General features: G+C 58.0%; 18 protein-coding genes. 6 read left to right on the forward strand and 12 right to left on the reverse strand.

Annotation, left to right across the window (positions count from 1 at the left end; translation table 11 throughout):
- Positions 1-370 precede the first annotated feature (370 nt).
- Complete coding sequence (locus C447_RS12655) at positions 371-1,435, forward strand: AI-2E family transporter (protein ID WP_007694485.1); 1,065 nt, start codon at positions 371-373, stop codon at positions 1,433-1,435.
- 278 nt (positions 1,436-1,713) lie between these two features.
- Here C447_RS12655 and C447_RS12660 read toward each other — a convergent pair whose 3' ends face one another.
- The 4 genes from C447_RS12660 to C447_RS12675 all read right to left on the reverse strand — a co-directional run bounded on the left by C447_RS12660 (position 1,714) and on the right by C447_RS12675 (position 4,900).
- Positions 1,714-2,139 carry an amidase family protein gene (locus C447_RS12660; RefSeq protein ID WP_007694486.1) on the reverse strand — a complete coding sequence of 142 codons (426 nt, stop codon included), beginning with the start codon at positions 2,137-2,139 and terminating at the stop codon, positions 1,714-1,716.
- Positions 2,140-2,526: 387 nt separating this feature from the next.
- The gene (locus tag C447_RS12665; protein ID WP_007694487.1) at positions 2,527-3,318 is read right to left on the reverse strand and encodes an ABC transporter permease; all 792 of its coding nucleotides are present in this window, start codon (positions 3,316-3,318) and stop codon (positions 2,527-2,529) included.
- The gene (locus C447_RS12670; RefSeq protein WP_007694488.1) at positions 3,309-4,112 is read right to left on the reverse strand and encodes an ABC transporter permease; all 804 of its coding nucleotides are present in this window, start codon (positions 4,110-4,112) and stop codon (positions 3,309-3,311) included. Before C447_RS12670 ends, C447_RS12665 begins: the two co-directional genes overlap by 10 nt.
- A gap of 8 nt (positions 4,113-4,120) precedes the next feature.
- Positions 4,121-4,900, reverse strand: a complete 780-nt coding sequence (locus C447_RS12675; protein WP_193363180.1) for an ABC transporter ATP-binding protein — start codon at positions 4,898-4,900, stop codon at positions 4,121-4,123.
- 165 nt (positions 4,901-5,065) lie between these two features.
- On the opposite strand from C447_RS12675, the gene C447_RS12680 reads away from it, so the two are divergent.
- Complete coding sequence (locus tag C447_RS12680; RefSeq protein ID WP_237713399.1) at positions 5,066-6,091, forward strand: ABC transporter substrate-binding protein; 1,026 nt, start codon at positions 5,066-5,068, stop codon at positions 6,089-6,091.
- A gap of 113 nt (positions 6,092-6,204) precedes the next feature.
- Here the strand turns inward: C447_RS12680 and C447_RS12685 are convergent, their stop codons facing one another.
- Together C447_RS12685 and C447_RS12690 are read right to left on the reverse strand one after the other, a co-directional pair.
- Positions 6,205-7,170 (reverse strand): alpha-ketoacid dehydrogenase subunit beta, encoded by a 966-nt coding sequence (locus C447_RS12685; protein ID WP_007694491.1) that lies wholly within the window; start codon positions 7,168-7,170, stop codon positions 6,205-6,207.
- A 3-nt stretch (positions 7,171-7,173) separates the two neighbouring features.
- Complete coding sequence (locus C447_RS12690; protein ID WP_239639181.1) at positions 7,174-8,415, reverse strand: thiamine pyrophosphate-dependent enzyme; 1,242 nt, start codon at positions 8,413-8,415, stop codon at positions 7,174-7,176.
- Between the two features lie 209 nt (positions 8,416-8,624).
- On the opposite strand from C447_RS12690, the gene C447_RS12695 reads away from it, so the two are divergent.
- Positions 8,625-9,590 (forward strand): malate dehydrogenase, encoded by a 966-nt coding sequence (locus C447_RS12695; RefSeq protein ID WP_007694493.1) that lies wholly within the window; start codon positions 8,625-8,627, stop codon positions 9,588-9,590.
- A 1,225-nt stretch (positions 9,591-10,815) separates the two neighbouring features.
- Entirely contained in the window at positions 10,816-12,108 is a 1,293-nt protein-coding gene (locus C447_RS12700; protein ID WP_239639182.1) for an Nramp family divalent metal transporter, read from the forward strand.
- Between the two features lie 458 nt (positions 12,109-12,566).
- Here C447_RS12700 and C447_RS12705 read toward each other — a convergent pair whose 3' ends face one another.
- A complete protein-coding gene (locus C447_RS12705) occupies positions 12,567-13,391 on the reverse strand; it encodes a MoaF C-terminal domain-containing protein (protein WP_029601810.1) in 825 nt (274 codons plus the stop codon).
- Positions 13,392-13,962: 571 nt separating this feature from the next.
- Between C447_RS12705 and C447_RS12710 the strand changes: the two genes are divergently transcribed.
- Positions 13,963-14,775: an IclR family transcriptional regulator gene (locus C447_RS12710; RefSeq protein WP_007694496.1), complete on the forward strand. Its 813-nt coding sequence runs from the start codon at positions 13,963-13,965 to the stop codon at positions 14,773-14,775.
- A 39-nt stretch (positions 14,776-14,814) separates the two neighbouring features.
- Here C447_RS12710 and C447_RS12715 read toward each other — a convergent pair whose 3' ends face one another.
- The gene (locus C447_RS12715) at positions 14,815-16,818 is read right to left on the reverse strand and encodes a primary-amine oxidase (RefSeq protein WP_007694497.1); all 2,004 of its coding nucleotides are present in this window, start codon (positions 16,816-16,818) and stop codon (positions 14,815-14,817) included.
- A 1,033-nt stretch (positions 16,819-17,851) separates the two neighbouring features.
- Between C447_RS12715 and C447_RS12720 the strand changes: the two genes are divergently transcribed.
- Positions 17,852-19,189, forward strand: a complete 1,338-nt coding sequence (locus C447_RS12720) for an APC family permease (protein WP_237713379.1) — start codon at positions 17,852-17,854, stop codon at positions 19,187-19,189.
- A gap of 613 nt (positions 19,190-19,802) precedes the next feature.
- On the opposite strand, the gene C447_RS12725 is transcribed toward C447_RS12720, so the two are convergent.
- From C447_RS12725 to C447_RS12740, 4 genes are all read right to left on the reverse strand, one after another.
- Positions 19,803-21,335, reverse strand: a complete 1,533-nt coding sequence (locus C447_RS12725; RefSeq protein ID WP_010612234.1) for an aldehyde dehydrogenase family protein — start codon at positions 21,333-21,335, stop codon at positions 19,803-19,805.
- A gap of 149 nt (positions 21,336-21,484) precedes the next feature.
- Complete coding sequence (locus tag C447_RS12730; RefSeq protein ID WP_007694500.1) at positions 21,485-21,868, reverse strand: Rieske (2Fe-2S) protein; 384 nt, start codon at positions 21,866-21,868, stop codon at positions 21,485-21,487.
- On the reverse strand, positions 21,865-22,983 hold the full coding sequence (locus C447_RS12735) for an amidohydrolase family protein (protein WP_007694501.1): 1,119 nt from the start codon (positions 22,981-22,983) through the stop codon (positions 21,865-21,867). The genes C447_RS12730 and C447_RS12735 overlap by 4 nt, the downstream gene beginning before the upstream one ends.
- 261 nt (positions 22,984-23,244) lie before the next feature.
- Positions 23,245-24,948: a thiamine pyrophosphate-requiring protein gene (locus tag C447_RS12740; RefSeq protein WP_010612235.1), complete on the reverse strand. Its 1,704-nt coding sequence runs from the start codon at positions 24,946-24,948 to the stop codon at positions 23,245-23,247.
- Positions 24,949-25,025: the final 77 nt, after the last annotated feature.

A 25,025-nucleotide genomic window follows, 5' to 3' on the forward strand; every position in this document is an offset into this window, starting at 1 on the left:
GTCAAAAGAGCCGACTGCTCCCAGCACCGACTCGGAGTACACTAGTCTCGATCACCCTCCTCGGGTAATAGCTTCAATAAAAAATACTCATTCGAACTGATTCCGACCTGTCAGCGCTCGTTCACTTTGTTCCCCGTCTTCCAGCTATCCTCCGATTCACAACGGAACACGAGTGACGAAGGGTCGGTTGCTGGCGTTGTCGCCGGCATCTCTGTCGTCCAGTTCCTGCTCGACTACGCGATTCGGGTGCTCGGCTGAGCGAGCACTCGGCGAACGAAAGTCAGTTGAGACGGTGACAACGCTCCGATCGGATTGCGTCCCGCTTTCGGGTCGTGTGATCGCTTATGAACGTTCCAACCGTGCGAAGCGTATGTCCACCGAACAACGGCTGCTCCTCGTCACGATCGCTCTTTTCGGCGTGCTGGCCGTGCTCATGGTGCTGCCCTACGAGCAGTATCTATTGCTCGCGATCCTTCTCGCGTATCTCCTCCATCCGCTCCAGCGCCGTCTCCGTAGCTCCGTCGGACCACGGGTCTCGGCAGGCCTCCTCATTATCGGTGTGTTCCTCGCGGTGATCGTTCCGCTCGGGGTGTTCGTCAGGGTCGCCGTCCGACAGGCGATATCGATCCTCACGGCCATCAACCGTGGGGATGTCGGCGTGGGGGCGCTCGAGAATTTCCTGGGTCGGCAAGTCGGCGTCTCGGTCGACCTCCAACGACTACTGTTGCGATCGGGTTTCGACGCCTCTACAGCACTCGGCGGCGCTGGAGGGGGAAACACCACAACACTCCTCAACAACGCAACACGAGTCGTCACCAACCTCGTGAGCGTCTTCGGGAGGGTGACGGACATCGCTATCGGTCTCATGGTTCTTCTGTTCGTCCTCTACTATCTGCTTGTGGACGGTCCGGCCCTGGTGTCGTGGCTGCGGGCCGTTTCACCGTTCCGGGTGTCGACGTTCGACCGCCTCTATGACCGGATCGACCGGCTCATGTACGCGGTTCTGTTCGGGAATCTCTTGGTCGGTATCGTCCAGGGTGTACTCGTCGGGATCGGCTTCGCCGTCCTCGGGGTACCGAACGCGATCTTCTGGACGATAGTGACGGCCGTACTGTCGTTGTTGCCGGTTATCGGTGCGTTCATCGTCTGGGTTCCCGCAGTCGGATATCTCTTCGTGATCGATCGGCCGGTGATCGCCGTGGTGTTGCTCGCCTACGGTACGCTCGTCGTGAGCCTCTCCGACAACTATCTTCGCCCGGTGATCGGGGGGCGCGAAGCACAACTCAATCCCGGCGTGTTCATCGTCGGAATCTTCGGCGGCCTCGCGGTGTTCGGGTTCATGGGGGTCTTCTTCGGTCCAGTCGTCCTCGGACTCCTCATCGTTCTCGTCGAGATCTTCGCCGAGTACCGAAACCCGGTCGGTCCGGCGGGATGATTTTTCTACCGTGTCACTGGGGGATACCGCCGAAGGTATATCTCATTGATATCTCGACGTACGCTCATCCCTGTCACGGAAGATCCAACTCTCTATTCGACTCCAAACCAAGCGAGCGGCTTCATTGCAATCGGATGCGCACAGAGAGTCCTCCTCAGTGTGTGATGATAACTCTGAGGAATCGTTTATAGAGGAAATCGCTTCCAGCAAGTGGTCTCCGAAACGAGCAATCAGATCTAGTAGAATGAGACCAAACCCGAGTGACTGTTGTAACCCTTCTAGATTACTGTTGGGTAGTCGTCCGCCCACGGCCGGCGGCGCTCGATCGCGTCGCTGGCTGTCAGTATGGTCGTTTCTTCAAACCGGGAGCCGATGATCTGCGCGCCGAGTGGAAGGCCATCGGCGGAGAACCCCGCGGGGATGAACGCAGCGGGATGACCGGTGAGGTTGAACCGCCAAGTAAGGAAGGTCTCTAAATCCGATGCTGGCGCCGTCCTGTCGATGGTCCTCGGCGCACACGCTCCCTTCTCGAACGGCGGTGCGGCGAGCGTCGGCGTGAACAATAGGTCGTACTCGTCGAGAAGGCTTCGAATACCTTCGTAGGCACGGGACCGGAGTACGTTCGCCTGGTGATACTCCAGAGCGCTGTACTCGTAGCCGTTGTCCGGTAGGGATAACGAACGACGTGCTGGGCGGTTCGCCATGAACGCGGCATACTAGCCGTGACCTATTCGATCCGAATTGGACTTGTAAACGAACCTGGTCTCGTTCGGCTCGTCGTTCCCGAGATGAGTTTTCGTTCGGTGATGTAGTAGTCCGACCTGACCGAGCAACCGTTTTACTGAGGTCTTCTCGTGGTAGACCTCCGCTTTGTGACCGTATCGGTCGAGCCGCGCTCGGGGATTGTTCGAGCAGATGCTGACTAACGAACGCCCGTTCTCTCACCACTCCGGCGAGATGAACGCGACCCCGTGCACTGTCGAGCAACTGCTTGGTCTTCCGACGAGTGTCACTCGCAAGAACCAGGTGCACACCTTACCAGCGGGACTACATGCCGATCAACTGCTTTTTCGGTTGAAGTACGAAGGCGGTCAGGTCCAGACGAGGAGCCGCTGTCGGATCGACCTGAGTGCTCGGTTGAGGAGAAGCCCGATCACCATGATGGTGAAGATCGCAGCATAGACTTGCGGAGCCTCGAAGTTTCGAACCCCCTGGATCTCGAGGTACCCGAGGCCACCGCCGCCTGCGACCATCTCGAAGATGAATGTGATGATAAGCGAGATCGGGAGAGCGATTTCGATGCCGGTGAGGATCCCAGGAGCCGATGCCGGCATGACTACCTTCCACAGGAGGCCCCGTTCAGACGTCCCCATCATTCGCGCTGACCTGAGCAGGTTCTCCTTGACGGTTTGCGTACTGTCCCGCGCGTTGACGGCGATAGGCCAGAAAGAGCCCAGTGCCACCAGAAGGATCTTCGAAACGTCGCCGATGCCGAACCACAGTACGAACACCGGAATCAGTGCGATTATCGGGACGGGATACCCGACGGCGATGATCGGGTTGAAGAACCATCCAGTGATCCGTGACCGTGCCGACAGAACGCCCACCGGAACACCGACCACGATAGCGATGAGTAACCCGGCGAACGCCCGCCGGAGCGTGAGGTATGCTTGATAGAGAAGGTTACCGGAGACCAGCTGGTCGTAGAGAACCGACAGTACGTCCGAGAGTGCTGGAAGGAAGTACGGATACACCAGCCCCAGCTGCGTCACGAGTTCCCACAGAATCAACAGGAGTACCAGGGAGTATATCGACTTTCCAGCCGAGATGAGGGAGTCGACGACGGTTCGCCCACCGGTGTCCGATGAACCCGTTATATCCATACGACGAACCTCTCTTTGAGTCCCTCGAACCCACGAACAGCGACGTACGCCGTTATCGAGATTATGACGATGACGGCGAACATCGGCCGGTAGTTCCCGATCTGTCCGTAGGCGAGTATCTGTGACCCGACGCCGCTGTTCGCAGCGATGAACTCCGCACTCACCAACGCGATGAAGGCGAACGGGATCGCCTGTCGAATACCCGTTAGTATCTCGGGGATCGTCTCCGGGATGAGGACTTTCCAGGTAACCCTCCATCCGTCGGTGCCCATCATCTGGGCGGACCGAATGAGGTTCTGGTCCACGTCTTGTGCCGCGTTGTAACTGTTCAATACGATCGGTAGCAAGCATGCCAAGAACACGATGAGGATCGCTGCCTCCGTCCCAACACCCAACCAGAGGAGGGCAAGCGGGACGAGCGCCGTTTTCGGGATCGGGTACAGCAGTGTGAGGAAGATATCGAAGAAGTTCTCGACCCGGTCCGATTGGGCCATTCCGACACCGAGCAGTACGCCCACGACGATACTCGCTCCGAGCCCCAAAGCGACGCGAACGAGTGAGATCGTTAGGTGAGGGATGATCTCGCCAGTGGTTAGCAGTGTGACGGCGGTTCCCGCTACGTCGGTCATCGGGGGTAAAACCGATCTCGGGACGACAGTACCGCTGACGTACTCCCAGAGTCCTGCGACTATCACGAGCGGGAGCCATTCGACGACGAACCGAACGATGGGACGCACCAGCGGTGGGAACGAGTCGAGGAGGCGTTGGTCGAACGTGGTGTTTTGATGTGACATCGTCGTGGTTACCGCTGGTTTCGTGTCTCCTCGTGGAGGAGCTGCCAGACCTCGTTCCGATGGCTCGTGAACTCATCCGACGTGACGATCGCTTCGCGGTCCCGTGTCCGGTCGATATCGATGGCGAGCGTCTCCTTTTCGGTTCCGGGGTGTCGGGTCATCACCATCACCTTCTCCGAGAGATAGACCGCTTCCTCGACGTCGTGAGTGATGAAGATGACCGTCTTTTCGACTTCTCGCCAGATGTCGAGCAGGTGGTCCTGTAACGACTCTCGAAGCGGCTGGTCGAGTGCGCCGAACGGCTCGTCCATCAACAGGATCTCGGGGTCGTAAGCGAGCGTGCGAGCGAGCGCAACACGTTGTTTCATCCCGCCCGAGAGTTCCTTGGGATACTTGTCCTCGGACCCGCTGAGTCCCATCATGTCGATGAATCGCTGTGCCGTCGACCGTCGCTCTTCCTTGGACATGTTCTGTTCTTCGAGCCCGTAAGTTACGTTCTTGATCACCGTCCGCCAGGGGAACAGTGCATAGTCCTGAAACACCACTCCACGGTCGGTTCCCGGACCCTGAATTCCGCTGCCGTCGACCGTGATCTCGCCCTTCGTTGGGTTCAAAAAGCCTGCAATGAGGTACAACAACGTGCTCTTTCCACATCCACTTGGCCCGACGACGGTGAGAAACTCACCCCCCGCTGTCTCAAAGGAGAGGTCCTCGATAGCCGTGGTGCGCTCGTTCTCCGAGCGATAGACCTTCTGAAGATCCGAGACAGTAACGTGTCCACTTACCATACAATGCAGTAGCACACATGAATATAATAACTTTTGGTTAGCTATCGGATCGTTCTCCGAGTGTGAGATGACCTCTATATCCGGGACGAAGCGATCCGCTAACTATTACTAACAAAGATGAAATATAGGGATAGGTTTTTATGGATGGGTTCGTGTTGTCTCTGTGTGCCAGCAAGTAGCAATACCAGACGACAGTTTCTTAAGTCCGGAGTCGTAGCCACCGCCGGGCTCAGTGCGCTTTCCGGGTGTACGGGAGTAGGCGGAGTGGGAGGTGGCGGCACGCCGTCACTGAATCTCGCGTATACGGTTCCGGTCGAGAACGTATCATCCCTGATGGCGATCCCGGAGATACGGGACCAGATGGAAAACCTCGGAAGCGACTACGAGCTTTCCGTCTCTCGGAATTCGGCGACACCGGATACGCTGAATCAGATGTCCGCCGGCGAGGTCGATATCGGTCTTCTCTCTTCGGTGAGTTATGCCAACGCCGTAGCACAGGACGCCGTCCCCGGCGGGATCAAGCTCGTCGCGACGGATTTCTGGGACGCTCACCCGGACAACTATGGCTTCACGACGTACTCGTTACCGGACTCCAACATCACCAGCCCCCAGGACATGAGAGGTGCAACCGTCGCGACCAACGGCTTGGGGACGGGGACACACGCCGTGTACGTGAAGATGTTCCAGAAAGTCGGTCTCACTCCGGGCCAGAACGTCGAAGTCGTCGAGCTCGGCTTCCCGAACATGACCGCCGCACTAGAGGAGGGGCGCATCGACGTCGGGCTTTACGCGGCCCTGTTCGCGCCACAGGCACGCAACAAGAACTTCAACGTCGTATTCGACAGCCACGACGTCTGGAAACAGTATCCGTTCGCGTACCTGGCCGCACGGAACAGAACGATAGAGAACAACCAGGACGCGCTCAATGCGTGGGGTCAGGATTACGTCCGCCTCCTCGATTACATCCAGAAGAACCGCTCGAAAGTCGTCTCCTGGGCTTCCGAGCAGTTCGATATCGAACAGAGCACGATCGACGCGTTCTTCCTCACGAAAAACGACTACTACCGAGAGGATCCGGTCACCGATATCCAGCGTATGCAGACGGTGATCGACAATCTCGTTAGTCTGGGCATGATCGATAGCGGATTCAACGTGGGCGAACACATCACGAATCAGTTCGTGAAGTCGTGAACGGCGACTTCGTGTTCGAATGATCTCTTCTCCACGGAGGACGTTCGTATCGAACCCGACCGAATCACGCCCTCCTAATACGTTTCCGTGGGAATCTCACGAAGGACGAGGTGTCAAACCGAGAGCGCCCGCTCGATGCTGGCTCGTATCTGTGGTGGGTGTGGGAAATAGTAATCCTCCATGGAGAGGAGTGGAACGGGCGTGTCGAAGCCCGTAACGCGTTCGACCGGTGCTTCGAGATACATCAGCGCCTCGTCGTTGATGCACGCGACGATGTCGCTCCCGACACCACCGCTTCGGGGACCCTCGTGAACGACGACCGCTCGACCCGTTTTCTGTACCGACTCGACGACGGTTTCGGTGTCCATCGGTGAGATGGTCCGGAGGTCTATCACCTCCGCGTCGGCGTCGAGGTTTTCGGTCGCTTCGAGCGTCGGTGGCATCATCGCCCCCCATGCTATCACGGTGACGTCCGAGCCTTCCGTGCGGACGACCGCCTCGTCGAGCGGGACGGTGTAATCGCCCTCGGGAACGTCCTCTCGGAACGACCGGTAGAGGCGCTTCGGCTCCATGAACAACACCGGGTCGGGGTCGCGGATCGCGCTCGTGAGTAATCCCTTGGTGTCGGCGGGCGTGCTCGGGGCGACGACCCGTAGACCGGGAACGTGTGCATAACTCCCTTCGAGACTCTCCGAGTGGTGTTCGAGTGCACGAACACCCGCCCCATACGGCATCCGCACGACCATCGAAGCACTCAACTCCCCCCGTGTTCGCCAGCGAATACGACTCGCGTTCGTGACGAGCTGGTCGAACGCCGGCGGAAGGAACCCTGAAAACTGGATCTCCGCGACCGGTCGGTAGCCGTACATCGCCAACCCCGTCGCACCACCAACGATCGCGATCTCCGAAAGAGGTGTATCGACAACACGGTCGCTTCCGAAGGCATCGAGCAACTCGTCGGTCGCCCGGAAGACGCCACCGCTCTTGGCAACGTCCTCGCCAAAGACGAGAACGCGCTCGTCCGCCGCCATTTCCGTGTGCAATGCGTCGTTGACGGCTTCGACGATGTTTGCCTGCATTGGTTACCCCTTCGGCCGCTGTTCGATATAATCGTACATCTCCGGACGTTCCTCGAGCAGTGCTTTGTACTCCGCAAGCTGTCGCTGGAGTTCCGGTGGTAGTTTCTCGTAGACGTACCGAAACACGTCGTCGATGCTTCGTTCTTCGAACTCGTTTGCGGTCCGTAGGGCCGCGTCGAACTCGTCTTCGGCCTCTGCCACGACGGCGTCGTGGTCGATACCACTCCAGAGGTCCTCGGCTTCGAGGAAGGACTGGTAGCGCTCGATGGGGTCGTTTTCCTCCCACGCAGCCTCCTCTTCCTCGTCACGATACCGGGTTGGGTCGTCGCTGGTCGTGTGGGCGTCCAGTCGGTACGTGACGGATTCGACGAAGACGGGCTCTCCACGGCGGACGTGCTCACGAGCGTTTGCCACAGCGTCGTAAACGGCGAGGACATCCTGACCATCGACGCGAATGGCGTCGATACCGTACGCAAGCGCCTTCTGGGCGATGGTGGTCGCCTTGGTCTGCTTCGAGAACGGCATCGAGATCGCGTACTGATTGTTCTGACAGAAAAACAGCACAGGGAGTTCGAGCGCGCCGGCGAGGTTCAGGGCTTCGTGTGTCCCGCCGGTACTCGTCGCGCCGTCGCCGAAGTAGGCCATCGAAACAGTATCCTCCCCCTCGATGTCTATTCCCCACGCGGTACCCGTAGCCAGCGGGAGGTGTGAGCCGATCGAGATGGCGATCTGGGAGTTGTGTTCCGCAAACGAGCGCTGTGCCGCTTCGAGGCCGCGCCAGAAGAGGATCATGTCCGTCATCGACACACCACGAATGAACATGGCCGTCCAAGCGCGACCGAGGAACATCCAGTCGTCGGGCTGTAGGGTGTAGGCACTACCGACGATGCTGGCCTCCTGACCACGATTCGATCCGAACGTGCCCAGTTCACCACGGCGTTGCATCTGGACCATGCGGCGATTGAAGACGCGGCTCGTCACCATCCACCGATAGAGGTCACGGAACGACTCCGGGTCCAACGCCGGAATCGCGTCCTTCTCGTACGTTCCATCGGGCGTGACGAGTTGATGTGTCGGCACGTCCACGTTCGACTGTGAGAGGTACTTGACCTCGCCTCCGTACTCCGCTGGTTCCGGGGGGATAGGGGGGTCGGTCGATCGTTTGTTAGCCATTCGACGTTGCACATTGTCTTTAGCAACTAATAAAACCGAGGGGAGATCGAAGTCGAGCGAATCAGTACACATCAGGGACCGTCTCGCCGAATGCGGTCGTTTTGCACGCAACGTATACGTAGTATTGTTGACAGAATGGCAGAGTGTACAACGAATGCTGAGCATTCCGGAGCCGGTAGACGAGGTGTTTGCCTACTTTCGGATATCGACGGGATCAGTGCCTCCTACTCCGAGTGTGAGTCGGGGACAATCTTCATTAGTTCGGCCGGAACAGTGGCAGTATGCATGTCGTGATAATCGGTGGTGCGAGCAGGATCGGATCCACTGTCGGGTATACCTTGTCCGGGATGGATCCGGACGTCGAGGTCACGCTCGTCGATATCGATGAGGATGCAGCATGGGCCCACGCCACGGATATCTCCCATGCAAAATACCACTTTTCGGGAACGCTCGAACGGGTGTCGAACTCCGCAACCGACGTGGGGGGAGCGGTCCGGTCGACGACTCCAGCCGGACTAGAGGGGCTCGATCCCGACCTTCTCGTGTTCAATGCCGCCGCACCACGACCAGAAGAGGCGACCGACCGCGGTGCCCGGGAGGCCGAACTAGATCGCAACCTCGAAATCGTCGATACCGTTGCTGACCAGCTCCGGGATCTCGAGCCGGTTCCCGTACTCGTCGTGACCAACCCCGTCGACCGTCTCACGTACCGGTTTTGGTCGGTACTCGATTGGCCGCGAGCGAGATTCATAGGCTACTCGCTCTCCGAGATGGCCCGGGCTGCGGACGTTGTGGGGAGGAAGTTGGGTGAAGCGGGGCAAAACGTTCACTGTCCGATAATGGGCGAGCATGGGGAGCACATCGTTCCCGTGTTCTCTCATGCTCGTGTCGACGGGGAGCCGGTCGAGATCCCCGAGAGCGAGTACGCGGACATCCGAGAGTACATACGTGACATTCCGTTCGAGATCGCGGAAAGCCGAGGTGTGCAAGAGACATCCCGATGGGTGACCAGTGCCGGCGTTACCCGTGTGATCCGGACCATAGCGGCTGGCGAGAACGAGACTCCGATCTGTTTGTCGACGCCGTTGGCTGGAGAGTACGGCCTCAGAGACGTTTGTCTCAGCGTTCCAGTTACGTTGGATGAGAACGGTGTCGCCGAGATCCACGACTGGGAGTTATCGCGGAGCGAGCGTCGAGAGTTGGCCACGGCGTACGAAGCGGTACGGGCCGATGTGGACGGGATGTGACGAGCACTCCCCGCTGTGAGAAGGAGGACCCACTCCAAGAATCCGTATCGGGTCATCTGTGATCGCTACTGAAGCGGATCCGCTGCGATGATGGTGTTGAGCTACCCCACTCTCCATCGGATTCGGCAGGGAAGAATGGGAAACACCAGCCAACCTGGTATCGACCACACGAAACAGTAGCAGGGCGCGTTCGTCTTCTCGACCGACGAAGGGTCGTTGGCTGGTCTCCAGTATCCAAACACAGACGACCGACCGTTCCAGAGACGGCAAAGCCGTCAGATCCACTTGGTTTGCGTTCGACGAGAGCGCTAACTCGCCTCGCGGTAGCGACAGTCGTGTTATCAATGGCCATCCCGTGTCCGATATAATCGAACAGAAATCGGGAGCTGGCGCTACGACGTTCTGCATATAGAAACCCGAACGGTCCAGCATCTTAGGGGTAACATACATATGCATATTATATCCGGCGAAATGGACCGCTTATCTAAAGGAAAATTGTTGAAGGTGTACCACACGTGTTACCACCAACCGTACTGCATCCACCACGTAGAAATTCTTTCCGAAATATTCGAACACGCTTACCGAACGGAATCGGGAATCGTTCACTTCATGTCCGAGCGAGCGTCGACCCGGAGTCGAACACTGTACCACGTCGAACCCAACGAAGTCGTTCCATCAGGCAAACGAATAGAGAGATAGCTCGGTGTACGTGGATGAGGCTACAATCGGTATTTCACTCACAAAGTTTCGTTCGTTGATGTCAAAATAAAGAATGTCAGTTCGTCCCGAGCAACAACCGGCGACCTGGAAGCCGACTGTAACACGAGCGGGCTATCTGCGAAAGAGAACTCACTCGAATCGTCCGCCACAGAACGACTGACTGTAACGGTATGTCGATACAACCAGCACTGTTTCTCAGCACTGAGCGTGTCTCGCCTCGCAGGGAAGCCTGGACGAAATGAGCTCTGCGTGTCCTTTCTTCATGGTCGTCGTAGAAGCTCCTCCGTTCGTCCTTGCTACGATCCCTCCAAAGTATCGTCAGATGGGTGTCCTCTTCCTCGATTTTTCAGACTGCTTGTCCGATTCTAGCAGCCGGCAGTGGTCTGGTGTCAACAATGCTAAGATATATTTATACATGACCGCTGGTAGCTAGTAGCGTGATTGAGGATGTCACTCGATCACACGCGCTAGCAGCCAGATGGAGACAACAATGTCAACAGAAAAAATGGAACTCCCATCCGAGGACTGGATAGGTTTTTTCAAGAATCACTTTGGACCGTCGATGATGTGGGCCCTCCTCGGGATCGGCTCAAGTCATATCGTTCTTGCACCGACGTTCGGGGCGTCCTTCGGGCTCTTCGCCATCTGGGCCATCTCCTTCATCTTTCTCGTGAAATACGGCGCTTGGGCACTGGGGATCAGATACAACTACACCGTCGGAAAGGACCTCATCGCGGGATACAAGGACCTACCGGGACCGGGAAACTGGGCACTGTGGGCCTCCGCATTCGTGGTTCTCATCGCGGTCGTATTGAACACGGCCGCGGTGGGGATGGCCGGAGCCGCCGTCGTCGCGGCCCTCTCTTCGGTCGGTCAACTCGGCGCGTTCATCGTCATCGTCGTCGTCTCGACGCTTCTGGTCGCGGGAACGAACTACACCTTTCTGGAGCGGTTCCTGTTCCTTTTCATCGTGCTATTCGTCTTTCTCATGGTTCTCAGCTTGTTAGTAGGGCTACCTTCGATGGCCGTCGTCACGGAGACAACGTTCGCCGTTCCCGCCCTCCTCGAATCACCGTTCCTCCCGGTCTTCGCCGCCGCGGCCGGTCTCACCCCGACGCTCATCAACAGCAGTCTCTTCCTTAGCTCGTGGAGCCTGACGAAGAATCAGGGTGCGCGTCACGATGACGTCGAGGACAGTCAAGCGAGCGAGTACGAGGACTATATTTCAGCGTGGCTAAAGACGGGGCTGAAGGACTTCCGAATCGGGTATCTCCTCAGCTACCTTCTGATGGTGATTCTCGCCACTCTGGCCGCGAGCGTTCTCTACCCGGGCTTGCCCGAAGGGGACATTGCAGCCGCTCTCGGGGAGATATTCGGCGAATCCTTCGGGCAGTGGGCGTTCTATGTCATGATGGTCGGCGCGTTCGCTGCGCTTTGGTCGACGGTCATCGCGTCGCTTGACGGAGGCGCTAGAGTGTTCGTGAATATCCTGTCCGAACTTGAGATAGACGTTGCACCCGACCGGACGAGACGGCTACTCGTCGTCCTCTTCGCTCTGCTAAGCGCGGTCCCTGTCGTCGTTCTCGGACAGACACCCACCGTGTTGATCGTCGCGTTCGGGACAGCCGGACTCCTCATAGAGGTCTTCATCTATCCGGCCAACCTGTATCTCGTCTACAATCACGTGCCGGAGAAGTTCCGTCCGAGCAGCGGATGGCTGGCGTATTACATCGTCGCGATCGTCTGTTTCGTCGGTCTGGCGGTCCTGGGCGGTCTCTCACAGGTGGGAATCCTCTGACGTGAGCCTCTGCAGTTTCGCACCGGCTGTTCCCTTTCGAACGCTTCGGCGGCGGAGTAGGGTAGTTTCGACCGGAACCGCTCATACCATCGGGCGGTGAATCGAAGCCATTCGAACCATCGTCTTCCGAACTGCGACGCCGATGCTCTCCGGTCGCTCGACGGCTTGGCTCCAGTCAATGTGGCCGCCGAGAGCGGGAACCATCGATACTTCTGGCATGACACTTTACAAGCAGGTATTTCTGGAATCGGATTACTCGTCGTCTCGACCCGTTACGTGGATACTTCCCTCAGCATCGGCCGAATCGTGTCACTGCTCGGTCGCGGCTACAGAACCGTCTCCAAGGCGATCAGCGACGAAAGAGAGTGATTTTGGCTTCGTAGTCCGTGGAGTTCACAGCGGCAACCAATGAGTACCGCGTTGTCGCTAGGAGCAACTACACACGACGTGGTTCGTACTTAGCGGATGGAGGGAGTTACGTTGAGGGGCTCTGCGTGGGCTCCCATCGGAATATTGACCGCGTTCTCGAAGTCGTTCTTGTCGTCGCAGAGCATCTTTCCAGTCGTCTTCAGCGCCCGCAGGTCGATGAGGATCACTCCGATCACGGGGAGAACGATCTCACCCCAGACGAGCAAGTAGAGGGAGTCAGCGATCTCGTAGTAGGTACAGGGGGTGGCTTCCGCGATATCCTTTTCCTCACCTTCCAGACAGTGCCATACGAAGCACCCGTCGTTGAGGTAGATGTGTTCGTATATGCTGTTGTCGCTGTAGGTGTACTTTACTCGCTTTCCCGTCAGCTCGTTCGTTCTCCCGTGGAGCTCGGCCGAGTCGGTGAACGGCTCATCGATGGTCGCAGACCGGACCTCGTACTCACCCGCTGACAACGACTCATCGGCCATCGCGTTTTCGAGCAGCAACGTCGGCATTTCTTCCTTCGAGGAAGGGATGGTGGCGGTAACCGCCGTTGCGACTCCCCGTTCGAAATCAAGCGACAGCGAGACAGACGTTCTCTCCTCGTCCGTTTTCATGAAGTCTACGAAGTATATCTCCTCCCTCGGTAGCGTCGCATTGTAACTCCCTTCTGCGCTTTCTTCCCCTCCGGTACCACCCATGACAGTCCATTTCAGCGTCTCACCGTCGATGAACTCGTATCTCACCGACGAGTCGTCTTCGAAGTTGAGGGTGAACTCCCTTCCCGAGAGCGAATCAGTGGCCTCCATCCGATTCGCACCGTAGCCTTCGGCTATATCGCCCATCGGCACCCAGTTTGATGAACCAGTCATGCTATCGTACACTCGGGTAGAGAGAACGATCATATATAAAACTATCCTTCATACGAACGTCGTTGAGTCCAGAGATCGTTCGTTTCCCGACTGATCTGACCAGAGTTTGCACGACGTAGCCGGAATAGCCGCCCGAGTCGTGCTGCCCGACGGTCGTCGGGTAGCCCACACTGTCGACGAGAAGTTCCGTTTCGATGCGGTCACAACGTTTCTCGGGTTCCGAAAGGGATGCGTCGGCAGAGCGCGACTCACCAGCACGAGCCCCGAACACACGTAAACCGTCTCGACCACGAGTGGTTCGGTGAATGCCACCGGTCGTAATCCCTTCGGCTACAATTGCCCTAGTGTTTAATCTCCCTGGATACGTCTGTCGTCCACGAACGACTGGACCGGATCCTGTCGATTCGTACGGAATCGCTACCGGGTTTTGAACCTCCCTTCGAATCGTTGCCAAGGACGAATGTCCGAATCGGTACTCGGATTCTGAGAGAGACGGTAGCGAACCCGCGCTCACCTCATCCTACATACCACTACAGGAAACCTTAATGTTCTCCGTCCAGATTCGTCCAGCATGAACGAAGAAGGCGACAACATCATCAAAACCACGGCAAGATCCCTCGACTTATTGAATGCAATAAAAGACAGTGGAGGGGCTACTGTAGCGGAGCTAGAAGCGCAAAGCGACCTGAATAGAAGCACGATATACAAACACCTCAATACGATGGTTGAGATGGGATATCTCACTACCAGAGGTGATGAATACTTCCCAGGCTACGAACTCTTTCACCTGGGTGAGTTCGTGAAGAAGCGCGTGGTCAACTATCGAAGGATCAAGCGTAAAACGGACGAACTGAAGGAGACGCTACCGGAGCAGGTCGAATACGGACTGGAATCGAACGGACTTATCGTCGGATATCTACCGTCCACGGAGTACGACTCGGGTCTGTTTCGGGACCTCACGGAGGATGGCAAGAAAAACGTCGTCGACTATGCGGGGAGCAAGGCCTTCATGCATTCCAATGCGCTGGGCAAAGCGCTATTAGCACAAAAGAGCGATGGGGAGATCGAGGAGATAATTGCGAGATATGGTCTTCCAGAACAGGCCAAGAAGACCGTCACATCACCCGACGAACTGTTTAGGGACATCGATGTGATCAGAGAGCAGGGGTACGCGACCACCGACGAAGAATGGGACAACGGGCTGAGAGAAGTCGGGATAGTCGTCGAACCCACAGAAGGGGTCGTGCTCGGTGGATTCAACGTGTTCGGACCGGTGTACAAGATCGACGACCGTCGGTTGAACGAGGAGCTGCCAAGAGTACTGAGAGAGTACGTGGCCGAGTTGGAGGAGGATATCGTCGAAGATTGGGAACAAAGCGAATGAGCTGCGGATTCGACTAGTGTCTTCCCGAGTTACTCCTATCTACCCGCTCTCATGGTCCGGTACGTCCTGATTCCGAATGGCGTGTTGCGGTGGAACGTCGATCGCGGGGCTTTCTTCGAAGAAGTTCGTCGGCTGGAGTTTGAAACTATAGACCTGAGCCGGAAGGATCGGCCAATCTTCCGGCCGTGTGACGTGGTTCATCCCGAGCGTATACCAGAGCACGATGTCTTCCTCTTCGAGGTTTCGGTCCGCTTCGGTCCATTCGGGAAGCCCGGCCCCACCAGGGTGTTGATTCGGGTAATCGCCGGCCGGGAAACGCTCGCTCTCCCGGAACGGCGTCGCCCAGAGATGATACTTGATGAACCCGGACCGTTTCATAACACTCGAATCGGACTTCATGGGTGCCTTGACGTTTCCGCTGGGCATCAAGCGATAGCTAGTCGGTCTGTTGAGCCGATTGGTTTCTTGTGCATTGACGATCTGCCAGTATCGGCCGTTCAAGGGATCGATCAGGTCTTTCGCTTCCCCCTCGGATGTGATCTTTTCACGATCGGCGTAGTACGCGTTTCCACCCGGGTTGAGTGTCTCCTCGTCTACCTCCCCCATCGGATCAAGTCCTTCGGGACCGCTCGGCACTGGCTGATTTTCGACCCGGTAGAGCGAGTTCGGCCCATCGTCGATGTTCATGTCGAGTCGGAAGTTGAAGAAGTGCTGGTGGATGGGGCCAGCGAGCTGTGGGGCTACGAGTTCTTTGTATCCGGACGGGTCCTCGTCGGCACCCACTGCGCTCACGCTGTTGATCCCGGTCAAACGAACTTCCACTTCGATCGAGGCGTCCTGATAGAAATACCAGTTGAAGATATAATCGTAGTTCCCGACGGCTGCAACGAACGAGACGACGAGCCGTCGCCGTCGTCTGACCTCGCTGGAGTCGGTACGCCAGTCACTCCGTTCCCAAAGCGTACCGTTGTCCTCTTCGTGGAGACAAATAGCGTTCTCCAAGATGTTTACCTCTCCGTTGACGGTGTTCATAGCGGCATCCCAATAATGCATTTCACCCAGGCAATCACATCCGTTCGAGAGGGATTTGGCGAGACGACCAATGTTGTACTCCCCGATATCCATCACTCCTTTGAAACGGTCGTTGACCTCCGGGTCGCCATAGGGAACGGACATCTCCGCACAGGAGGCCCTGTCGATGATCGACCGGACTTCACCCTCGTCTTCGTATCCGATGTTGTGGAGGACGAGTCCCTCACGTTGAGTCCAGCCGACCCGCATGTGCCAACCCTGCCACTCTAGCTTGCGACCGTTGACTTCCCAGCTAGGGCCGCCGGGCTGGTCGACGTTGTATGCAGTTACGTCGTCCCGGAACTCGACGTCGTCTTCCCGATAGGCCATTTCCTCGGGCGGGAACGGGCTATTGTCATCCGGTGGTCCATAGTCCACAACCTTCACGACGTCCATTCGATCCAGATCGACGAACGTGTGGAGTCCAGTAACCGGCCGTGAGTAGCCCTCGTCGCCGTCCTCCCCGCTCGACCGCAAGTACGTCAACCCATGTGCCAATCGCTTCGACCGGTCTACGTCTTCGGGTATGAACTCGTAGCCAGCCGCCCAGGGGTCGACCATACCGAGTCCGGGGTCTTCGACGCCCCGCTCTCTCAGGGCATCTCGCCATTCCTCATTGGATTTCACCGTCTCCTCACAGGCCACGAACTCCTCGATGGTGAGGGAGGGTTGAACCCCCTCCATGTGGTTCCAAGAATCGACCGAGTCCTCCGTGAGGGAGACTATCGCTTCGACCGTTTTGCGATCCGAGCTGTCACGGATGACGATGCGTGCTTTCCGCTCCGGTTCTTGGTTCTCGTTCTCGTACGCAGCAAGGGCCTCCTTACTGGGTTCCGAGAGTTCTATCTTGATATAGCGGCTTTCCTCGCCGATGGCTTTCTCGCCCGTCAGTATCGAAACTGCTCCATCGATCTCCTCTCCCGTGAGCGGGTCTAGCGGGTGGTGTTCTGATGACCGCTGGCCTTGCACCATATGTTTTTGACCGTCAGCGTATGGTATATATGTTTCCCTCAACCCAGCATCGACCGCCACCCACGGTAGTTCTAGGACGACGAATGTTCCATTCTGGAATGCCTGAACTGCTCGGGGAACGCTGGTTGTCGAGGCGGAGTATCCCCCGAAAAACGTGCTTCAGCATTTCACAGCCAGGTTCGTGATGTGTTCGTCTTTGTAACTGAAACGCGCTCGGGTAGTGCGTGAACTCGTCCTTCGGAACGCCTCGATGGGCAAGAGACACGAGTCAGTGGTGTTACCGTGACTGTCGTAGGTATTCGCATGAACTTCATCGTCGATGTACTCGTTGTCCAGGTGAGTGACTGCTCGCAGCGAAACTGCTCATCGTCCAGCGGATCGTATGCTCGGAACCGATTCGTGTAGACCGCAGTGATTCCTTTTAGCGGGCCAAGAAACGAGTCCGAGTCGCTGATCCGTCCACTGGTTTGACCGGGTCACGTACCACTTTCCGGCCCCGCGGTCGATGAGGACGAAAGCAGATCCGCGGTATTCCCCACCGAATTCGGTACAGCCGACGGAAACATCCTACCGGGAGATACTTCCGAGTCGCCCCTGCCCGCTACCCTTTCGCGGTCGCACCACGAACGATCTCTCCACAAAATCGATCAGTGACTCCGAGTCCCACTGTGCCGAGGAACCTCAGTCCGTTTGGAGCCGTCGAGCAGTGACGGGCTATCTCGAAATAATAGACAGGAGAGAGCGATTGTAACAGGAATATGACCGTCATTCTAAGAGCGTAATCTATCATATTGAGATCATCGGGACCCGTTTGCGTGGTATACTGTGTCGATTCGATCGACACGAGAACGGTGCCGATAAGTCAGGACACGTCGAGAGTACGACCGAATGGCGAAGAAGTGTCAGTTGCGGTACTGACGGTGGTCGAGTCGATGCCGCGCCGCCCGAGTGCCGTAGGGCGGTCGCTACCGATAGGGACCAACGACCAGTGGATTTAAGTGTGTGGAATATGCTGGTAACGTATAGCACGACAATGTCCGACAAGAAATCGGAGCTTCGAAGTGGACAGTTAGGGTTCTGGACGGCGGTAGCCGTGGGGTTCGGGATGGTTACGTCATCGACTACCCTATACGTGGCGGGAAATACGGTCGGCCAGATCGGGTCCGGACTGATAATAAGTATGCTGATAGCATTCGTATTCATGATACTGGCTGCTCTGGGCCTCTCAGAGCTCTCGACGATGTACCCCGTCGCAGGTAGCTTTACCACATACGCAAAGAACGCCTTCGGGTCCAGCGCTGGTGTGGCGATAGGATTGATATATTGGCTGGTGTTCGTCGCTCTCGCATCCGAGGCCAACATCGTTGGACACATTCTGAATTACGTGTTCCCGGGATTCCTCCCGTGGCAAGTGTGGGGGACGCTGTTGGTCGTTCTATTCGTAGGAGTCAATATTCTCGGGATCAACTGGGTAGGGAAAACAGCGGCTGTATTGTTGGGATTACTCGCAGGGGTGATCGTGCTACTCTCGCTTCTGCAGATAGGAGGGTTCGGGGCCGCACAGTTCGATCCGTCCGAGCTAACCTGGACCCAAGCAGGGTGGAGCCCTATCCTGTCCTTCGTGCCCTTCGCCGTCTGGCTGTTCGTGGGATGGGAAGTTCTCGGTCCGCTCGCAGAGGAGGTGGAAGACGCCGAGAACACCCTGCCCAAAGCCATGATCACGGTCGTCGTCTTGGTTTTCCTAGTTCGGGTTCCGTTCATTATCGCAATGGACGGTTCTGTGGGTGCTGACGCGCTAGCTCAGTCGCCGTTCCCCCAAGTGGTCGCGTTCGAAGCCTTCTTCGGTGCAACGGGGATGTGGATAATGGCGATCATCAGCTTTCTGGCAACCGGCGCGACTTTCAACGCGGTTCTAGCGGGCACGTCACGGCAACTCTGGAATCTGGGACGAGAGGGCTACTTACCAGGGGTGCTGGGACATCTAAATCCACGATTCAAAACTCCGGACGTCGCGTTAGCTCTAACTGGAGCGATCGTTTTGGTTCTGCTGTGGGCCGTGACGCTCCCGACCGTGCTCATTAATGCAAGCGCCAATCTATTCATCATCGTCTATATTACGGTGTCAGCATGTGTGATCGTGCTCAGATACAAGAAACCGGACCAGGAGCGGCCCTTCTATGCAGGTGGTCCCGAAGCGCTCCCGGCCGTCTCCGTCGTGGGAATCATCGGCCTCACTCTTGCGTTGCTCTATTCCGGCAACAGGGTACTCGTCGTCACTCTCGCGGTTGTAGTCGTTGTACTCGTCATTTCGTACGTCACGACGAGGTTCTCGACACGAGACCGTCAGAACACGGGCGTCGAAGGAGAATAAGAGCTCCCCGGCCCTCTTCGTTCGGTCCGCTACCGATGATGTTCAACAGATCCGTCTCCGAGGAGTTGCGACGGAGTACATTGAGCGCCCGAACGAACGGAATTCGTCGAAGCGGGTTGGCCGTACACAGAGAACTCCGGTAACTGCTCGAGGCACGCTCGTCGCTGCACTCCCAACGTGTTGCACTCGACGAACGGTAGAGGGAGCCTGCCGGTGACGAGAAGGTCCCGGCTTCACGGTCGGTCCAGCGCGGAGCAGTGGTTAACCGCCGATGCTCATTGCCGCGTCAGTCTCCGTGCTCGTCGGGCCCTCGACAGCCTGCCGTCCGTTGGACCTCTGAACAACCCAGTTCGAGAGCGCCGGCGAGGGCATCCTCGGAGATGGAGTTCTCGTTCAGGGAGAGAAGGCATCCACTTTCCTTCGTGGGTGAAGTCGGTAGTTGGCACGACAACAGCCTGCGGATCTCCATCGACGGTCGTTCGGTTCATTGACGACGGAGGTCATCCGTTTTCACGAACCCCAGCGAAGTATCAAATTCTTTCGGACTATGTCTCGCTATCTCCAACAGACCAACCACAGCCCGAATACGCGTCCGTTTCTCTATGCGTTACTACTATCCGAGGTTGATATTTATCGCCTTCGTCTGTGTGTATTCGTCTATCGCCTCCGCCGCGTTCTCCCGTCCCTGGCCGGATTGTTTGTATCCACCGAACGGCTGTCCAGCCGAGACGTCATTGTAGTGATTCACCCAGACGACACCCGCTTCGAGGCGACGTGCTGTTCGGAGTGCCTTGGTGATGTCATTGGTCACGATCCCGGATGCAAGCCCGTAGTCGACGTCGTTTGCCAACTGGATGGCCGTCTCCTCGTCGCTCCAGGAGAACGTTTCGACGACCGGGCCAAATATCTCCTCTTGGACCGCGGAATGGCTGTGTTCCAACCCATCGATGATCGTGGGCTGATAGAACGAGCCCTGTTTCAGGGAGTCGTCCTCCGGCTGCTGACCGCCGATGACGATGTTCGCATCGCTATCAGCAGCGGCATCCACGTATTCTGCTGTGCGGTTCACCTGTTCTTGGGAGACCTTCGGGCCCATATCCGTTTCCTCCAGTAGCGGATCGCCGATTTCGAGGCTGCTAGCAGCGTTAGCGAACGACTCGATGAATTCATCGCTGATCGCCTCGTGGACCAGAATTCGAGAGCCTGCCGCACAGCATTCACCCTTGTTGAAGAAGATGGCCATCATCGCGATCTCCACTGCTTCTTCGACTTCCGCATCCGGATAGATGATAACGGGGCTCTTCCCACCCAGCTCCAGTGTTACCTTCTTCACATCATCGACCGCATTTCTCGCGATCTCTTTGCCCACCTCCGTCGACCCAGTAAACGAAAGCTTGTGGACATCCGGGTGTGCCGAGAGCGGTGCGCCGGCCTCTTCGCCATACCCAGTGACAACGTTTATTACACCGTCGGGAACGACCGCATCACCGAGCTCGAGCAGCTTGAGGATGGAGAGCGGCGTTTCTTCGGAAGGCTTCAAGACGATCGTGTTTCCAGCTGCCAGTGCCGGACCGATCTTCCAGATAGCTATCAAGAGCGGAAAGTTCCACGGAACGATGCCCCCAGTTACGCCGTACGGTTCACGTACTGTGAAGACTTGTTTTTCCCGGTCGAACAGGTCATCGGTGGGGATCGTCTCACCGGTAACCATCCGTGCCGCCGCCGCATTGTAGGTGAGGTGGTCGACGACCAGCTCCATATCGCCCATGGCTTCAGTGATGGTTTTGCCAGTGTCCAGCACCTCGAGCGTCGCGAGGGTTTCCTTGTTGTCCTGAACTATCCGTGATAGGGCGGAAAGCACTTGCTGTCGGTCACCCGAAGAGTAGTTCGACCACTCCGTCTCGAACGCGGTCTGTGCTGCTTCGACCGCGCGGTCGATGTCTGCTTCGTTTCCGGCGGGTACTTCGGCCAAGACCGCTCCCGAGGTGGGGTCGTAGGTTTCGATCGTCTCTTCGGAATCGCTCGCAACCCATTTCCCGCCGATGTAGTGGGTCAAGTGGGCTGGGAGGCTATCGTTTGCAGCGTCCCGATGTCGCTGCTCGATCGGTTCACTACCGTCCGGTTTGGAATCTTTTTCCGCACTCATGGTCCGCTTCAGGCGTGCGGCCCTGAGAGACTTAGTTCTTTCTAGTAGAAGGTGACAGTTACGGACGTGTACGTCGTTAGCAACGACGGTCAGAGAGGGGTATAGTAACTAGAGCGGAGGGCGAACAAGACAGCCGAGAGGACCTTCCGCTACGTCTTCCTCTCCCCGACACACACGATACCGTCCTCCACGACGACTTCGTAGGTGGGAAGGACGATATCGCTGTTTGCGAGGTGCTCTCCGCTCTCGAGTTCGTACGACCATCCGTGCCAAGGACACGAGATGATACATTCGTCGTCGTCGAACTCCCGGTTCACTCGTTTGCCGGGTTCTTCGAACTCAGCGACCAGTTTCTTGCCAGTGTCACCAGTACAGACAGGCCCACCGTCGTGTAAGCAGTAGTTCTGGAGTGCGTAGTAGTCGCCTTCTACTTGGAGAACGCCGACTTCGGTACCATCGATCTCGACGAACTCCCGGTCTCCGTCCTGAAACTCCTCCTCCGGTTTGACGTGGACGAGCGATGTACTGCTCAAAGGTCGAACACCTCTGCTGCGTTTTCGTGCAGAACCGCTCGCTTCTCCTCCTCCGAGAGCGACGGAAGGTCAAGAACGGTGGTCGGACGGTCATAGTCCCAGTGTGGGTAATCGGATGCGAACATGAGGCTATCCGTCCCGACCATGTCTATACTCTTGGCCAAGAACTCCGGATCGGCCGAGATCTCCAGCGGTTGCGTTCCGTAGTAGAAGTCCGTGATGTATTCTCCGGGCTTCTTTTCCAACATCGGAGCCTCTTCGGGTCGCTTGAGGTATTCCTCGTCGAGTCGAGCGATAAGTCCTGGAAGATATGTGACACCCGACTCCATGAACGCGATATCGAGGTCCGGAAACTTCTCCGGTACGCCACGGCAGACGAGGCTTACTATCTGTGACATATTCGATTCGAGGAAACCGAGCGTATGCGTCTCGATCATTTCCTCGTATCCACCCCGTACGTACTCGTCGAGCCCTGCTCCTCCCGTATGGAAAACTGCGGGGAGGTCCATCTCTTCGCATCGCTTGTACAACGGGTCGTACTTTCTATTCCCGAGTGGAAGAGCCGCCCCGGCCGTGACGAAGCAGGCACCCTTGTAAGCTTCCTCCCCCTCGACTCGGTCGAGAATTTCGAGTGAGGCATCGATATCGGAGTACGGAATAGGAGCTAATCCGAAGATGCCATCGTCAGGATCCAGGACCTCTTCTTGCATGTACTCGACGTAGGCCTTCGCGAACGCGGTCTGTCGCTCGTCGTCGGCCGTCGATCCGGCACCCGCGAGAACCAGATGCGAGATCAGGAGCGTCTTGTTGACACCGATCGACGCCATGCCTTCCCGAATCCGTTCGGGCGTCTCCGGTTCATCGGGGTAAGAAGAGTACTCACGGTCTATTTTTCCGTACGCCTGACGGTCACCCGTCGAGAACGGGAAGAACGAGCTGAGGTTCTGCTTCGCCCCTTTTTCGTCGAAGCCGCTCTTCTCGAACCTCGTTTTCCACGGCTCTTCCATGTACTCAGCGACGTCGGTGAACGACTCCATGTAGTGGCAATCACAGTCGATCACTTCGTATGACTCGAGCTCCTCTTCTCGCCGAGACTGGCTATCCGTCTGTGCCATACGAAACGAAAGTCCCTGAGGGTAATAACTGTGTTGATCGTCTTTAAATGCCTATCCTTCGCTATGCCTCGTTTGACTCCGGGAAAATCGAATCAACGAAAGTCGGGGATACTGGACGACTCGCTTCACGACACGCTTTGGGAATTGAGGGTTGTGACATGAGGGTGGGACTGTGGGTTATGACACGAGGATGAATCGACCTCACATGCGAGACGAACAACGAACGGACTCTGCGATCACTGACCAGCCGCCCGTGAGTGGTTATTCGTCCAGCCTGACGTCGAGCACGGCGCTGGTTCCGGCATCGACCGTTTCGATCGCCTCCGGGAGGGTTTCTTCGAGCGAACTGATATCCCCGACGACACGGGTGTACGCATCAGTGACCGAGGCGATCCGCGAGAGGTCCACGCTCCGACCGTACTCGCCCTCCGGAACCCCGCTTGCGACCGAGACGCCATCGCCGTGCTGGCTCCGCGTCGCTTCCCGCACCGCCTCCCAGCTCTCGTTGTCGTAGACCACCGAAAGCGTGGCCGCGTCGGCGTTCGTGGCGGCGATCGCGCTCGACGCAGGATTACTGAAGAGGTAGCCGCCGTCGCCGATCAGTGAGACCACCCGTTTTTCGGGGTGTGCCAGCTTCGCGCCGATACCCGCGGGAACGCTCCAGCCGAGCCCCGCGCCGCCACGCCAGAAGTACGACCCCGGCTCCGAGAGCGGGATCTGGTGGAGCGCAGCGGAGCGGTTGGTCACCACGCCTTCCATGACCGTCGTGTTCTCATCGACGTATTCGGCGATCTCGGCGGAGAGAACCGCCGGCGTAAGCCGGTCGTTATCGCGGTGGCTCGCGACCCGGTCGTCGGCGGTGGCCATGCGGTCGTGGTGGAGTTCGGTCCAGGTCTCGGTGTCGGCCGGAGCTTCGACGCGTTCGGCGACGGCACGCAAGGTGACCGCGGGGTCGGCCATCACCGTCGAGTCCACCCGGAACGGCCAGTGGGGATGAGCGCCCTTCGTCGGGTCGGTGTCGATCTGAACGACGGTGAGGTCCTCGGGGAGTTCGGTCTCGGCGGGCATCCACGGGACGGTTGTTTCGACGAGCATCAGGAGGTCGGTATGCTCGAACGCGTCGTGGGCGTCGAACCCGACGTGGAGGTCGTGGTCGCGCGGGAAACACAGCGCCGACGGGCTGCGCTCGACAACGCCCGCGCCGGCGGCTTCGGCGAACGAGACGAGCGCGTCGATACCGTTGTCCGCGAGCCCGCCGACCGGATCGCTGGTGACCACCAGCGGCTTGTCGGCTTCCTGCACTCGGTCGGCGAGTTCCTCGACCGCCTGCTCGTCCGCGCCAGCGGGTCTCGTCCGCCGGGGCGACCGCGAAGCGGTCGTAGGGACCCGGGTCTCGAACGCTTCGCGCCCGAACGAGAGATACGCGGGACCCGGCGGGGTCGCCATCGTCCGTTCGAGCCCACGGCGCACGACCTCGTCCGGGTCGGCAGGCGGCTGATACTCCTTGGTCCACCGGCAGTACTCCTCGACGACGGCGGTCTGGTCGAAGACGTCCTGAGCGTAGTGGATCGGGTTGTCGCGACCCCCGAGGCTCGCGGCGTCCGAAACCGGCGAGAGCCCCGCCATCACGAACACCGGAGCGTTCGCGCGGTGGGCGTTGTGCATCGCGGCACCGAGGTTCTGTGTACCGACGTCGACGTGGACGAGCACCGCCTGGGGCTCGCCCGAGGCCGCCGCGTAGCCGTGGGCGGCCGACAGCGCGACGAACTCGTGCGGGCACGGCACGAACGTCGGAAACGCGTCGGCTTCGCCGGCATCGCGGAGCCGGGCGGCCGCCTCGATCAGCGGTGTGTGGTCGGTGCCGAAGTTCGCGAAAACGTATTCGACGCCGCCCTCGGTCAACGACCGAAGCACTGATTCCGCGACTGTACTCTCACCGTCGTCCGGGGTGTGTGGGGGTGTCATGGGTTGGCCGCATCGGGCGGGGATGTCCGTCCCCCGCCCGCAGGATAGCATGGGTTCGCGAATGTCACGGATAAAGG

The sequence above is a fragment of the Halococcus hamelinensis 100A6 genome, assembly GCF_000336675.1.
In the GTDB taxonomy this organism is placed as follows: domain Archaea; phylum Halobacteriota; class Halobacteria; order Halobacteriales; family Halococcaceae; genus Halococcus; species Halococcus hamelinensis.